A 13,264-nucleotide genomic window follows, 5' to 3' on the forward strand; every position below is an offset into this window, starting at 1 on the left:
GATTAGCGCCTCGCCGCTAAACTTTGATGACGTTTTCCATGCCGCCGTACCTGAAGTCTGGTGGCCCATCTTGCCAAGCCGCGTCTTTTTTGATCCTGAATATAACCACGCTTCATCCAAGGCGTGTCGCCATCCCCGGATTCGCGCATCACGCTTCAATTTTTTTCGCCTGTCGCCAATGCGGACCGCTGCGGTTGTTTGCGACAGGCCGCAGGCCGCAGAGTGCTTCATGCTGAAAGATTTTTCCGTCCAGAGCCTGTTCATGGGCTGCCTCACCGCCTTTGTCGGCTTTGCCAGCTCCTTCGCCGTTGTGCTGCAGGGGTTGAAAGCCGTCGGTGCGACGGATTTCGAAGCGGCGTCGGCGCTGATGGCGCTTTCGGTGGCGATGGGGCTTTGCGCCATCGCTCTTTCCGTCACCACCCGTCTCCCCATCAGCATCGCGTGGTCGACGCCGGGCGCGGCATTGCTTGCCACCACCGGCGTCATCGAGGGTGGCTTTCCGGCGGCGGTCGGCGGTTTTGTCATCTGCGCCATTTTGATCATCATCGCAGGCCTGTTCAGGCCGCTTGGAAAAGCGGTCGCCTCCATTCCCGCACCGCTTGCCAACGCCATGCTGTCGGGCGTCATCATCGGCCTGTGTTTCGCGCCCATCAAGGCGATCGGCTTCAACCCGGCGCTCGGATTACCCATCATTCTTGCCTGGATCGTCGTTGGAGCCTTCAAGCGGCTGTTCGCCGTGCCCGCGGCCCTTGCCGCCTTCGTGCTTTTGATGATCTTCGGTGTCGATATTCCCGATGGCGCGCTCGATAGCGTGGCGCAATCGCTGACGCCGCCTATTGAGTGGGTAACGCCCGTCTTCAGCCTGCACGCCGTCGTCTCCATCGCGCTGCCGCTCTTCATCGTGACCATGGCCTCGCAGAATATTCCCGGCATCGCGGTGCTGAAGGTCAACCACTACGACCCGCAGCCCGGCCCGCTTTTCGCGGCGACCGGCTTTTTCTCCCTGCTTTCCGCGCCCTTTGGCGGCCATGCGGTCAATCTTGCCGCCATAACGGCGGCCATGTGCGCGGGCGAGGATGCCCATCCTGATGCGAGGCGGCGTTACTGGGCGGCGATCATCGCCGGCGTCGGCTATATCATCTTCGGCCTGCTGGCCGGCGTGGTCACGGCCTTCGTGGCGCTGGCGCCGCCCATCCTCATTCAGGCGGTGGCGGGGTTGGCGCTGGTCGGCGCCTTTTCCGGCTCCGCAGTGGCAGCCTTCAAGGAGCCGGAAACCCGCGAGGCGGCCGCCATCACTTTCCTCATCACAGCCTCCGGCCTCTCCTTCGGCGGCGTTTCCGGGGCCTTCTGGGGGTTGATCGGCGGCGGCCTGATGATGGCGTTGCAGCGGGTGGTGAAGCGTGGTTAGGCAGAAAGGCTTGAGAGCGGCAGGCAGGGAAAATAACCAGCGCGCAGCACAAGATCACTTGTCAGACCGCCAGCCGCTGTTTATACACATCGCCATGAGCAACAGCATCGCAACCATTTCCGGCATGAGCGCGCAGATTTCTGCGAACGCCTCTCCGTGCGGTGCACTCTCGCTTCTTAGCCTCGACCTTACACGCGGTTGCCGGGTCCAGTGAGGAGCGCCCGGCGGCCGAAAGCCCGCTGGTGCAAACGCTCCTCATCTCGAAATCTCATTTTATACTGGATTTAGGCTCTAAAGGGCCGCGCATCCGCCGATGGCTGAAGACGCCCGCGGACTGCGCAAGGAGGAAGCGAAATGGACGGCAAGATCACTAATATTTCCAAGGGCATGTCGGACGCGAGCGTGAAGTATCGCCCTTACCCGACCATCAATATCCCTGACCGCACATGGCCGGGCAAGACCATCGACAAGGCGCCGATCTGGTGTTCGGTGGACCTGCGCGACGGCAACCAGTCGCTGGTCAACCCCATGGGTCACGACCGCAAGGCCCGCATGTTCAAGCTGCTGCTCGAAATGGGCTTCAAGGAAATCGAGATCGGTTTTCCTTCGGCCTCGCAGACGGACTTCGATTTCGCCCGCTGGTGCGTGGAGGAAGGCAATGTGCCTGACGATGTCTCCCTGCAGGTGCTGGTGCAGTGCCGCCCGGAGCTGATTACCCGCACGTTTGAAGCGCTGGAAGGCGCCAACAAGCCGATCATCCATTTCTACAACTCCACCTCGGAATTGCAGCGCCGCGTGGTGTTCGGCAAGGATGTGCACGGCATCAAGCAGATCGCTGTCGATGCGGCCAAGATGATCACCGATATGGCGGCCAAGGCCGGCGGCGGCTACCGCTTCGAATATTCGCCTGAGAGCTTCACCGGCACCGAGCTGGAAGTGGCGCTGGAAATCTGCAACGCCGTGGTCGAGGTCGTAAAGCCGACGGCCGACAACAAGCTGATCCTGAACCTGCCGTCGACGGTGGAAATGGCGACACCGAACATCTATGCCGACCAGATCGAATGGATGTGCCGCAATATCGACAACCGCGAAAACGTCATCATTTCCCTGCATCCGCATAATGACCGCGGCACGGGCATCGCTGCGACGGAACTCGGCCTGATGGCGGGTGCCGACCGCGTCGAAGGCACGCTGTTCGGCAATGGCGAGCGCACCGGCAATGTCGACGTCGTGACGCTGGCGCTGAACATGTATACGCAGGGTGTCGACCCCGAGCTGGATTGCCGCGATATCGAGCGCATCAAGGCGGTCTATGAATATTCCAACGAAATGACGATCCCCGAGCGCCATCCTTATGTCGGCGAACTGGTCTATACGGCCTTCTCCGGCTCGCATCAGGATGCGATCAACAAGGGCATGAAGGCGATCAAGGTCGCCAATCATCCCGTCTGGGAAGTGCCCTATCTGCCGATCGACCCGAAGGATGTCGGCCGCTCCTACGAGGCGATCATTCGCATCAATTCGCAGTCCGGCAAGGGCGGCATCGCCTATATCCTCCAGCAGGATTACGGCATCAACCTGCCGCGCAACCTGCAGGTGGAGTTCCGCGAGGAGATCCAGCGCATTACCGATGAAGAGGGTGTTGAGCTGCCGGCAAAGCGCATCTACGAGCGCTTTATCGAGCGTTACGTAACGCAGCCGAATGCGCGCATCAAGTTCGTCGATCACCACACCTATCCGGCCGGCGATTTCAAGGGCGTGCGCATCGTCGCGGCCGAGATCACCGATAATGGTGAGGTGAAGCGTATCGAGGGCAAGGGCACCGGCCCGATCGACGGGTTCATCAATGCGCTGTCGGTTTATCTCGGCATCGATCTGTCGGTGAATGATTATTCCGAGCACTCGCTGCAGCATGGCTCTAACGCATCTGCCATCGCCTATGTCGAGATGGAGCATCCTGGCGGTAAGCTGTTCGGGGCGGGCGTCAACACGAACATTGTGGCGGCGTCGCTTGAGGCGATTGTGTCGGCGGCGAACCGGGTGCTGGAAGAGCGGGCGAAATAAGCTTGCCTTGAGGGTGGGGGATGGCACCCCCCTCTGCCCTGCCGGGCATCTCCCCCTCAAGGGGGGGAGATCGACCCGAGGCTAGCCCTCGGCCATCTCAACGTTTGCGAATGGAGCGGTGGTAGGGCCTCTTGCCGATCTCCCCCCTTGAGGGGGAGATGCCCGGCAGGGCAGAGGGGGGTAAGCCAGAGCCTCCAACCTCACTGCTCCAGACTCTATTTCCCCAGCAGCGAAAACCCCAACGGCCGCCCGTTTTCATAAAACACCCTGATATCCTCAAGCGCCACACCCGTTCCCGTCTCATTGAGACTATGCCGTTCGCAGGCGACGCTCCACGTCCCGGGCCCACCGGAAATGTGGAAGAGATTATAGGCCGCGCGCGGTTTTTCCCCACCCGGCCCCTGGCTGGCCGAGGCGACACCAACGACCGGAATGTGGTCTTCCCCGTGATGCGTATTCAGCCAATAAACCGTGTTGAGATGGGTATGGCCGTGCAGCACGAGTTCCGCACCGCCGACGCCCAGCGCCGCTGCGAAACGGCGAATGCCGATCATGCGCTTGTGGGTGGGGGAGGCGCCGCGAATGGGCGGGTGATGGATCATCACCACGCGGAACAGCCCCTGCTCACCGGCCTTTTTCAGGAGTTCCGCCGTGGCGCGGGCCTGCCGGTTGCCGAAATAACCGGTGGCTGAAAAGGGCGGCGTTGCAATCGAGGTGGAGCAGCCGATCAGCGCCACGGGGCCGCGCACGCGCATATAGGGGAAGATTTTGCGGTCGTCGTCCCATTCAGCCGGGTCGCCATCGCCACGCACGTATGGATACCAGGCCTGCATGGCCTTGTCGTGCGCGCCGGAAACATAGGCGTCGTGATTGCCTGGCACCACCGAGGTTCTGTCAGGGTCGCCCACTTCCTCCAGCCAGTCGGCCGCGGCGCGGATTTCGATGCCCGTCGCAAGATTGACGAGATCGCCGGTAATAGCCAGATGATCGGGTGATTTGGCCTCGAGATTGTCGAGCAGCTTTTCCAGCGTATCGGTGAAGAGATGCTTGCGGCGGTTGCGGTGCCAGTTGACGAAACCGGTAATCCGTTTCGATGCAAGTTCCCGGAAAGTGAGTTTTGGCAGTGGCCCTAAATGGACGTCTGAAATATGGGCAAGTTTGAACATGGCGGCAGAGATAACCTATGATATGCCGCGCGTCCAATAAAAGCCGGCAGGCGGGGAGAAACCAGGGTGAATGACGAAAAAACCGGGCGGCAGGCCCGTCCGTTCCATATGCGTGTCTTCATCCGCTTTCTGCATTTCGTTTTTTTACTCACGCGCGGCGCAACTCTTGGTGTGCGTGCGGCTTGCTACGATGAAAAGGGCAGGATTTTTCTGGTGCGGCACACCTATCTTCCGGGCTGGTATCTGCCGGGCGGCGGTGTAGAACGTGGCGAAACCCTGCTCGCCGCGTTGCACAAGGAAATCCGCGAGGAAGGCAATCTCGAAGCCGCCTCTAGGCCGGAGCTTTTCCACGTTTACCTCAATCTGGAAGGCAGCAATCGCGATCATGTCGCGCTTTATCGGCTTGAGGTCACCCAGACCAAACCGAAAAAGCCGGATCATGAAATTGCCGAAAGCGGCTTTTTCGATCTTTCGGCGCTGCCCGAAGGGGTGACGGCCGCAACCCGCCGCCGCCTTGCCGAACTTGCCGGCGAAGCGGCGATTGCCGATTACTGGTAGCGGCGGCGTCTTCGTCAGACGAGCGTCCCACGTCCATGCGCCATGGTCAGGTCGAGCTCCGGGCCGACTGGCACGATGCCGGTCGGATTGATGGTGCGGTGACTGCGGTAATAATGTTCCTTGATGTGGCGCATGTCGACCGTGTCAGGCACGCCCGGCGTCTGGTAAAGATCGCGCAGGTAACCTGTCAGGTGCGGATAGTCGTGAATGCGGCGGATATTGCACTTGAAATGGCCGACATAGACGGGGTCGAACCGCACCAGAGTTGTGAACAGGCGCCAGTCCGCTTCCGTCTGCTCCGCGCCGAACAGGAAGCGGCGGTCCTTCAGGCGGTCTTCCAGCATATCGAGCGTTTCGAAGACCTTCACGGCATTCTGCTGATAGGCATCCTGCGTGGTGGCGAAGCCGGCCTTGTAGACGCCGTTGTTGACCGTGTCATAGATCACGTCGTTCAACGCGTCGATCTCGGCGCGCAGCGCTTCGGGATAATAATCCGCCTCAGAGCCGGTGAGGTCGTTGAAGGCGGTATTGAACATGCGGATGATTTCCGCTGATTCATTGGAAACGATGGTGCCGCGCTTTTTGTCCCAGAGCACCGGCACGGTAACGCGCCCGGAATATTTGGGGTCCGCTTTGGTATAGACCTGCCAGAGCGTGGAGGCGCCGAAGAGGTGATCCTCGGTCGCGCCCGGCGTGCGCTCGCCCTGCGGCTTGAATTCCCAACCGTTTTCCAGCATCAGCGGATCAACGACTGAGACCGAGATCAGGTCGTCCAGCTTTTTCAGCTTGCGGAAGATCAGGGTGCGGTGCGCCCAGGGGCAGGCGAAAGAAACATAAAGGTGGTAACGATCTTTCTCCGCCTCGAAACCGCCTTCTCCGGAAGGGCCGGGTGCGCCATCCGCCGTGACCCAGTTGCGGAACTGCGAGGCGCTGCGCTTGAAATGCCCCTTGGTTTCCTTGGTGTCGTACCAGACGTCTTTCCACACACCTTCCACCAGCATGCCCATGATGATCTCCTTGATTGTTTCCCTGACGGCGATACTACCCGTTTCGCTCAATCCCGCGAACCCGCAAGGCGTTGAACAATGCGTTTCCGGTCCCGCACAGGGTGAATGGGGGAGCGTCGAGATTTGTTCTGGACGGGTGGTGATTTTCCTGATAATTGCGATTTTCACAAATCTGAGGAAATTGCAGACTATGATCGAACCACGGATGCTCCGACGACGCTGACGCTCCTGAACGCCTTTACCGGCGCAGACGTCATCTATTGTCGCATCCGCATTCTGGAAGTTTCGGTCTCTTCATGTCCAAGCACGATCTTGTCTACCTCACCGAGGACGCGTCGCACGACGCCATCATCGAAGTCATCAACGAAGAAGCATTTGGTCCCGGCCGGCACACCCGTGCGGCGGCGCGCATCCGTGAGCAGGGTCCGCATGACCGGTCGCTCTCCTTCGTCTGCGCCGATGACGGCGAGACGATCGCTTCGGTGCGCATGACGCCGGTTCTGGCCGGCGGGGTGAAGGGCCATATGCTTGGCCCGCTTGCGGTTCGGCCCTCGCACAAGAACAAGGGCATTGGCCGGGAGCTCGTTCGCATCGCCATTGCGGCCGCAAGGCGGAAGGGCTCCGAAGCCGTCATCCTGATCGGCGATCCGCCCTATTACATGCCGCTCGGTTTCGAAAAGGTCGCTTATGCGGCGCTCGATTTTCCGGGGCCGGTTGATCCGAACCGGGTGCTGGTGGCGCCGCTTGGCAATGACGTTCATCAGCGGCTGAAGGGCAAGATCGGCTGGCGCAACTGCGAGGCGGTGATGCCTGCCGCAGCTGCGGAAGATGAGGGTTTTGAGGAGCCTCTTCGGGTTTACGGCTAAGGGTCTTTCTGCAAGGCAGCTTTGTCTTTTCCCGCCAGCGCTTCTGTCTTCCCTCATTCCTGTGCTTGTCACAGGGATGAGGGTGGAGGCGCAAGGGTTCGCCTATCGTTGCGCCGAGCCTGTCGTACCAACCGTGCGCACCCTTCCTCAGAATTCAATTCCGTTTCCTCCCCCCATGCGATAGCAAATGAAAGTCGATTTCTGCAGAGGGACGGGGCATGACGGCAATCACCATGAATGATGCGCTGGAGCGCGCAGGCGCAGGCGCCTATCAGCGCAGGCTGATGGGTATTTTCGGCCTCGTCTGGGCGGCGGATGCCATGCAGGTTCTGGCCGTCGGCTTCACAGCCGCTTCGATTGCCGCAACCTTTGGCCTGACGGTGCCGCAGGCGCTGCAGACCGGAACGGCGTTCTTTTTCGGCATGCTTCTCGGCGCTGCCGGTTTCGGGCGGCTGGCGGATCGTTACGGGCGTCGCCGGGTGCTGATCGTCACCGTGGCCTGTGATGCGCTGTTCGGTGTGCTTTCGATATTCTCGCCTGATTTCACCATTCTGCTCGTCCTGCGCTTTCTCACCGGGGCCGCCGTGGGCGGCACGCTGCCGGTGGATTATGCGATGATGGCGGAATTCCTGCCCGCCAAGAATCGCGGGCGCTGGCTGGTCTTTCTGGAAGGCTTCTGGGCTGTCGGAACGCTGATTGTGGCGCTTGCGGCCTGGGGCGCCAGCCTTGCCGGTGTCGCCGACGCCTGGCGTTATATTTTTGCCGTGACGGCCTTTCCGGCCGTCCTCGGCCTTGGCCTGCGCTTTCTGGTGCCGGAATCGCCGCTTTACCTCTTGCGCAGCGGTCGGTCGGAAGAAGCAAAGGCTGTCGTCAACCGTATGCTGGTGACGAATGGCCGTGCGCCGCTCGATGCCGGAACCGGGCTTTTCCAGCCTGACGTGGCCAAGGGGCAGGGGATATTTTCACCGGCGCTCCGGCAACGCAGCATCATGATCCTTGCCATCTGGTTCCTCGTCTCCGTCTCCTACTATGGCGTCTTCACCTGGATGCCGGCGAAACTTGCCGGTGACGGCTTCGGCTTCGTGCGCGGTTATGGTTTTCTGGTGCTCGTGGCGCTGGCGCAGATCCCCGGTTATGCGCTTGCCGCCTATGGTGTTGAAAAATCGGGCCGCAAGCCGACGCTGATCGGCTTCTGCCTGCTTTCCGCGCTCGGTTGCCTTCTCTTCACGCTTGCCACCGGTGGCGCGATGATCGCCGCCTCGCTTCTCATCATGAGTTTTGCGCTGCTTGGCACCTGGGGCGCGCTTTATGCCTTTACGCCGGAGCTTTACCCAACGGAGTCGCGGGCGACCGGCATGGGGGCCGCAGGCGCCATGGCAAGGCTCGGTGGCCTGCTGGCGCCCTCATTGCTTGGTTATGCCATAGCGCAGGGTTTCGGTGTCGCGATCGGCATTTTTGCCGGTCTGCTGGTGCTTGCCGCCATCGCCGCGACGATGATCAATGCGGAAACGCGGCAGGTGGCGCTGACCTGATTGCCGCTCAGGGGCATGGCCTGAGCGTCAAGGATCAGGCCATGCTGTTTGCGGTTAAAGCGTCGTGTAATTGACCGGCAGCCAATCATAATTCGTGCTGTCGGTGCGCACATGGCCTATGCCGGGGAAGGCGATATGCGCGCCTGCCACCAGATACCTGCCTTCCACCGCCTGTTTGAACGCCAGATCGCGGGCGACGACGGCAGCCTTCTGGTCGACGTCGAATTCGATTGCGACATCAGGCTCATCGAACTGGAGGATATCGCCATGGGTGATATCGCCCCAGAAGACGATTTTCTCGCCGTCGCTTTCCAGAACGATGCCGCTGTGGCCCGGCGTATGACCGGCATAAAGGATTGAGCCGAGGCCGGGAACCGGCGCGGCATTATCACCGAATGTCTCGAACTTGCCGGCATCGATATAGGGCTGGATGCTTTCCTTCGCTTCGGCATAACCCTTCTTCAGCGCCTCGGGCGCTGCCTTGGCCTTTGCCTCATCAAGCCAGAAAGCGGCTTCGCGCTTGTTGACGTGCAGGGTCGCATTGGCAAAGACGCGTTTGCCATCCGTAGACAGCCCGCCGGAGTGGTCGGTATGGATATGGGTGAGGATGACATCGTCTATCTCCCCCGCCTTGTAGCCTGATGCCTCGATATTGGCGACGAGCCGGCCGAGGCTCGGGCCGAGATAGGTGCCGGTGCCGGCATCGATCAGCACCAGCCTGTCGCCGGTGTTGACGAGAAAGGCATTGACGGAGGTGGGCGTTTCTTCCGGCAGGAAGGCGTCCTGCAGGACCTTTGTCGCATGCTCCGGCGTGGTGTTGGTGTAGATTTTGGCGAGCGGCAGCGCGATGACGCCGTCCGAAAGCGCGGTGACTTCCACCTTGCCGATCATCAGCCGGTAGAAGCCGGGCGCCTGGGTGGCGACGAGCGGCGCCTTGGCGAAGGCGAGGGAGGGCGCAACGAAGGGGGCGGCGATGATGGCGCTGACAGCGCCTTTGAGAAGTGAGCGACGTGAGGGCATTGAGGGCTCCTGGGTTCGGGGAACGTCTTGAAAGTTTCCGAACTCCAGCTAAGTGTAGAGAGGCCAGCAATCAAATCGATGTGACTTATGCAAACTATCGATCATTTCAATCTCCGTTCCTTTGACCTCAATCTTCTCATCGCCTTCGATGCAATGATGGAGGAGATGAATGTCACGCGCGCCGCGCGACGGCTGAAAATCCAGCAGCCGGCCATGAGCCATAATATCTCCACCCTGCGGACCCTGTTTCAGGACGAGCTTTTCATCCGCGTGGGGCAGGAGATGAAACCGACGGCGCGGGCGCTCAATCTGGCCGGGCCGGTGCGACAGGCGCTCAGGCAGGCGCAGGCGGCGGTGCTGACGGCGGATGTGTTCGATCCGGCAACGGAGCGCCGCACATTCCGGCTGGGCATGTCGAGCGAGGTGGAACTGTTGCTTTTGCCGGATCTGACGGCGCGGTTGCGGGAAATTGCGCCCGGTATCCGCATTCTCGCCCGCAACGGGCAGGAGCAGGAAATCACGGCGATGCTGGATACGGGTGTGATCGACATGGCTGTCGGATGCACCTATTCGAAAGAGCAGCGCCACCATTGCGAACCGCTCTATTCTTCCAGCGTACTCTGCTGTTTCAACCCGGCTCTGCTTGATCTTCCCAATCCCGTGGGACTGGACGCCTATATGGCGGCCAAACATGCGGTCATATCGCAGACGGACAGCCTGCACGGCTGCATCAAGGACGCGCTGGAACTGAGCGGCTTGGAAATCGACGTCGTTGCCGCCGCGCCGGATTTCCTCTCGGTACTGGCAACGGCGCGATCCTCGGCAGTGCTGGCGACCGTCTCCTCGCGTATCGCGCTGCGTTATGCGCCGTTGCTGGGGCTGGAAATAAGCCCGGTGCCGGTGGTGTTGAATTTCCCACCCGTCGCCATGGTCTGGGCCTTGCAGACCGATGCGGATGCCGGGGCCGTGTGGCTTCGCCAGCAAATCCGCGAGGCTATGGGCCGGACGGTGGATGGTGAGGTATCGGGGATCGCGGCTTAGCAGCTTTCTGCAATCTAGAACCGCTTCTCCAGCCAGGTGATCGACTGGCCGCTGGAAAGGGGACCAAGCGAGCCGATTTTGGTGAACCCGTAGCGCTCGTAGGTTCTCAGGGCATCCGGGTTCATCGTGTCGATATAGGCCCCCATGCAGCCGCGTTTTCTTGCTTCTTCCTCGGCCATTGCAAGCAGCTTGGGGCCTGTGCCCTGACCGCGCATGGTTTCCGGTATGAAAAGAAGCTGCACGTAAAGCCAGCCGCGGGCGGTGTGGCCAACCAGACCGCCGGTAACAATGTTTTCGTCGTCACGGATGGTGATGATGAGCTCGCGTTTGTCGCTTTCGCCGAAACGGGCAAGATTATAGGCCACCAGCGGATCGCGGATGGCCTTTTCGGCCTCGGCATCCGCGACATCGCTCAAAATGAAATTCATGGTTTTTTCTCCAGACGCCGGGCGGCGACCGCTTTCGATTTCCAATCGGAGACGGGAAAGCCCGGCGCTGCCGCCGGGCCGAAACGCCCTTACCGGCCCTCACGCCACCAGAGCGCGGAGAAGGCGAGCAGCAGGGCGGCAAGCCCGGCAAAACCGGCAAAGAGCGGCAGGGTGTTGACGCCTTTCAGCACCGTCTCGTCGGTCATGCGTATCAGCATGCGATCCTCATCGGCAACCCTGATATCGCCGCGGACGGGCAATATATCGGGCAGGGCGATACGGCCGGAGTTATCGGCGATACGGTGCACGCTGCCCTTGGTGGCGTCGGCCAGCGGTTTCAGCGTTTCGGTCGTCGAAATCATCGCCTTGAATTCCGGCGCATCCACCGCGCCGACATGGACGAGGGTGGTGAAATCGCCGTTCTTGATTTCGAACAGGCCGGTTTCATCCATGCGGCGCTCAATCCTGTAAAGACCGGGCTCGGTGCTGGTGAAGGCCATATTTTCCGTTTTGCCGGAAGGGAAACGCACGCTTGCCTGACCGGGATCGTCGCCAATGGTCTGGCGGGTGATCTGCAATGTGCGGCCGTTGGCGCGCGCCGTCAGCGCCTCTTCTTCAAGCTCCGGCTCCTTCATCAGCCAGTGGGCGATGCGGCGGTAAAGCGCCACATGCGGGCCACCGCCTTCGTAACCGCGGGCCCACAGCCAGCCCTGATCCGACAGCAGCATGGCGACACGGCCTTCACCCTGCCGGTTCAGCACCAGCAGCGGGTCCTGTCCGTCGCCCAGCATCACGGTCTGGCCCTGCGGCGGGTCGACGCTGATGGTGCGGAACCAGCGGCCCCATTGCGGCGGCTCGTTGCCCGAGCCTTCCAGCCCCCGGGTGACGGGGTGTTTCTTGCCCGCTTCCGAAAGGCGCGGATAAAAGGCGGCCTGATGCACCTGACCGGTCGGCTGTGCCGGCAGCACGGAGGCCAGAGGCGTCATGGCGATCGAATCCTGACCGGCATGTTCCGGCCCGGCGGCAATCAGCAGCGCGCCGCCTTTTTCGACATATTGGGCGATGTAATCGTAATAAAGGATCGGCAGCACGCCGCGATGCTGGTAGCGGTCGAAGATGATGAGATCGAAATCATTGATCTTCTCGACGAACAGTTCGCGGGTGGGGAAGGCGATCAGCGAGAGTTCGTTGATCGGCGTGCCATCCTGTTTTTCCGGCGGGCGCAGAATGGTGAAATGCACCAGATCGACAGAGGCGTCGGATTTCAGGAGATTGCGCCAGGCGCGTTCACCGGCATGGGGTTCGCCGGAGACCAGCAGCACGCGCAGGTTCTGGCGGATGCCTTCGATCAGGTGAACGGCGCGGTTATTGGCGGCCGTTATTTCGCCCGGAAGCTCGGCGACGGAAAACTCCATGACATTGTTGCCGCCGCGCGGAACCTTGAAGCTGAACGGCGTCGGCTGGCCGGGCGTGGCCTGCAGCGTGGCGATTTCTTCGCCATTCATCTTCACCGTCACCTCAGCCGAACCGCCGCCGGAAGGGCGGCCGTCATCGAAGACGCGCAGCGTCAGCTGCTGTTCCTCGTTGACGATGCCGAAGCGCGGGGCGCGGACGATTTCGATACGGCGGTCGAATTCATCGGCCTTGCCGGTGATCAGCCCATGAACAGGCGCCCGAAAGCCCAGCGCCTGTTCGGCATTGGGCAAGGCGTTGGGAATATCGTGAATCTGGCCGTCGCTGAGGAAGATCGCGCCGCCGACGCGGGACGGTGAGACATCCGAGACGGCGGAGGAAAGCGCCGAGAAAAGCTGCGTGGAGGGGGAATCGCTCTCACCATTGTCGCGGACTTCCACGATGCGCGGCTCAATGCGCGGGAAGCGCGAGAGCCGGTCTTTCAGTGTCTCCAGCGCGGTATCGGTCATTTGCGGCCGGTCCTGCACGTCCTGGCTCTGCGAGCGGTCGACGATGACGGGCACGATGGTGGAGAGCGGCTCGCGCTCCTCCTGCGTCAGAAGCGGATTGGCGATGGCGGCAAGCAGGGCGGCGAGCGCCAGCCCACGCAGCCATGCGCCGCGCACGCCGCGCCACAGGCCGATGAAGGAAAGGGCGAGGGCCGCGACGGCCAGAACGGCGATTACGATCCACGGCAGGAAGGGGGCGAAGGTCAATGTCAT

At 61.4% G+C, this 13,264-nt stretch carries 11 protein-coding genes; 6 read left to right on the forward strand and 5 right to left on the reverse strand.

All coding sequences use genetic code 11. The features are described 5' to 3' along the window. Window positions 1-229 precede the first annotated feature (229 nt). Both CFB10_RS13260 and leuA read left to right on the forward strand, forming a co-directional pair. Window positions 230-1,408 carry a benzoate/H(+) symporter BenE family transporter gene (locus CFB10_RS13260; protein WP_026363875.1) on the forward strand — a complete coding sequence of 393 codons (1,179 nt, stop codon included), beginning with the start codon at window positions 230-232 and terminating at the stop codon, window positions 1,406-1,408. 354 nt (window positions 1,409-1,762) lie between these two features. Continuing rightward, the gene (gene leuA / locus CFB10_RS13265) at window positions 1,763-3,472 is read left to right on the forward strand and encodes a 2-isopropylmalate synthase (RefSeq protein ID WP_020011395.1); all 1,710 of its coding nucleotides are present in this window, start codon (window positions 1,763-1,765) and stop codon (window positions 3,470-3,472) included. A gap of 215 nt (window positions 3,473-3,687) precedes the next feature. On the opposite strand, the gene CFB10_RS13270 is transcribed toward leuA, so the two are convergent. Beyond that, on the reverse strand, window positions 3,688-4,638 hold the full coding sequence (locus tag CFB10_RS13270; RefSeq protein ID WP_020011394.1) for a metallophosphoesterase: 951 nt from the start codon (window positions 4,636-4,638) through the stop codon (window positions 3,688-3,690). Window positions 4,639-4,704: 66 nt separating this feature from the next. Here CFB10_RS13270 and CFB10_RS13275 point away from each other — a divergent pair, with 66 nt between their 5' ends. Next, on the forward strand, window positions 4,705-5,196 hold the full coding sequence (locus CFB10_RS13275) for an NUDIX domain-containing protein (protein WP_026363874.1): 492 nt from the start codon (window positions 4,705-4,707) through the stop codon (window positions 5,194-5,196). Between the two features lie 14 nt (window positions 5,197-5,210). Here CFB10_RS13275 and CFB10_RS13280 read toward each other — a convergent pair whose 3' ends face one another. Beyond that, the gene (locus tag CFB10_RS13280) at window positions 5,211-6,203 is read right to left on the reverse strand and encodes a glutathione S-transferase family protein (RefSeq protein ID WP_026363873.1); all 993 of its coding nucleotides are present in this window, start codon (window positions 6,201-6,203) and stop codon (window positions 5,211-5,213) included. A gap of 296 nt (window positions 6,204-6,499) precedes the next feature. On the opposite strand from CFB10_RS13280, the gene CFB10_RS13285 reads away from it, so the two are divergent. Together CFB10_RS13285 and CFB10_RS13290 are read left to right on the forward strand one after the other, a co-directional pair. After that, window positions 6,500-7,069: a GNAT family N-acetyltransferase gene (locus tag CFB10_RS13285; protein ID WP_004430175.1), complete on the forward strand. Its 570-nt coding sequence runs from the start codon at window positions 6,500-6,502 to the stop codon at window positions 7,067-7,069. Between the two features lie 218 nt (window positions 7,070-7,287). Further along, entirely contained in the window at window positions 7,288-8,601 is a 1,314-nt protein-coding gene (locus CFB10_RS13290) for an MFS transporter (RefSeq protein ID WP_020011390.1), read from the forward strand. Between the two features lie 54 nt (window positions 8,602-8,655). On the opposite strand, the gene CFB10_RS13295 is transcribed toward CFB10_RS13290, so the two are convergent. After that, a complete protein-coding gene (locus CFB10_RS13295; RefSeq protein ID WP_020011389.1) occupies window positions 8,656-9,621 on the reverse strand; it encodes an MBL fold metallo-hydrolase in 966 nt (321 codons plus the stop codon). Window positions 9,622-9,708: 87 nt separating this feature from the next. Here CFB10_RS13295 and CFB10_RS13300 point away from each other — a divergent pair, with 87 nt between their 5' ends. After that, window positions 9,709-10,662: a LysR substrate-binding domain-containing protein gene (locus CFB10_RS13300; RefSeq protein WP_020011388.1), complete on the forward strand. Its 954-nt coding sequence runs from the start codon at window positions 9,709-9,711 to the stop codon at window positions 10,660-10,662. 14 nt (window positions 10,663-10,676) lie between these two features. On the opposite strand, the gene CFB10_RS13305 is transcribed toward CFB10_RS13300, so the two are convergent. Continuing rightward, window positions 10,677-11,090 carry a GNAT family N-acetyltransferase gene (locus CFB10_RS13305; RefSeq protein ID WP_026363872.1) on the reverse strand — a complete coding sequence of 138 codons (414 nt, stop codon included), beginning with the start codon at window positions 11,088-11,090 and terminating at the stop codon, window positions 10,677-10,679. Window positions 11,091-11,179: 89 nt separating this feature from the next. After that, the gene (locus CFB10_RS13310; RefSeq protein WP_020011386.1) at window positions 11,180-13,264 is read right to left on the reverse strand and encodes a membrane protein; all 2,085 of its coding nucleotides are present in this window, start codon (window positions 13,262-13,264) and stop codon (window positions 11,180-11,182) included.

It is taken from the genome of Agrobacterium sp. 719_389, assembly GCF_900188475.1.
In the GTDB taxonomy this organism is placed as follows: domain Bacteria; phylum Pseudomonadota; class Alphaproteobacteria; order Rhizobiales; family Rhizobiaceae; genus Agrobacterium; species Agrobacterium radiobacter.

Bases quoted from the DNA above. Each gene is read 5' to 3' on its own strand.
- CFB10_RS13260 (WP_026363875.1), top strand. From the start codon at position 230: ATGCTGAAAGATTTTTCCGTCCAGAGCCTGTTCATGGGCTGCCTCACC.
- leuA (WP_020011395.1), top strand. From the start codon at position 1,763: ATGGACGGCAAGATCACTAATATTTCCAAGGGCATGTCGGACGCGAGC.
- CFB10_RS13270 (WP_020011394.1), bottom strand. From the start codon at position 4,638: ATGTTCAAACTTGCCCATATTTCAGACGTCCATTTAGGGCCACTGCCA.
- CFB10_RS13280 (WP_026363873.1), bottom strand. From the start codon at position 6,203: ATGGGCATGCTGGTGGAAGGTGTGTGGAAAGACGTCTGGTACGACACC.
- CFB10_RS13285 (WP_004430175.1), top strand. From the start codon at position 6,500: ATGTCCAAGCACGATCTTGTCTACCTCACCGAGGACGCGTCGCACGAC.
- CFB10_RS13290 (WP_020011390.1), top strand. From the start codon at position 7,288: ATGACGGCAATCACCATGAATGATGCGCTGGAGCGCGCAGGCGCAGGC.
- CFB10_RS13295 (WP_020011389.1), bottom strand. From the start codon at position 9,621: ATGCCCTCACGTCGCTCACTTCTCAAAGGCGCTGTCAGCGCCATCATC.
- CFB10_RS13300 (WP_020011388.1), top strand. From the start codon at position 9,709: ATGCAAACTATCGATCATTTCAATCTCCGTTCCTTTGACCTCAATCTT.
- CFB10_RS13305 (WP_026363872.1), bottom strand. From the start codon at position 11,090: ATGAATTTCATTTTGAGCGATGTCGCGGATGCCGAGGCCGAAAAGGCC.
- CFB10_RS13310 (WP_020011386.1), bottom strand. From the start codon at position 13,264: ATGACATTGACCTTCGCCCCCTTCCTGCCGTGGATCGTAATCGCCGTT.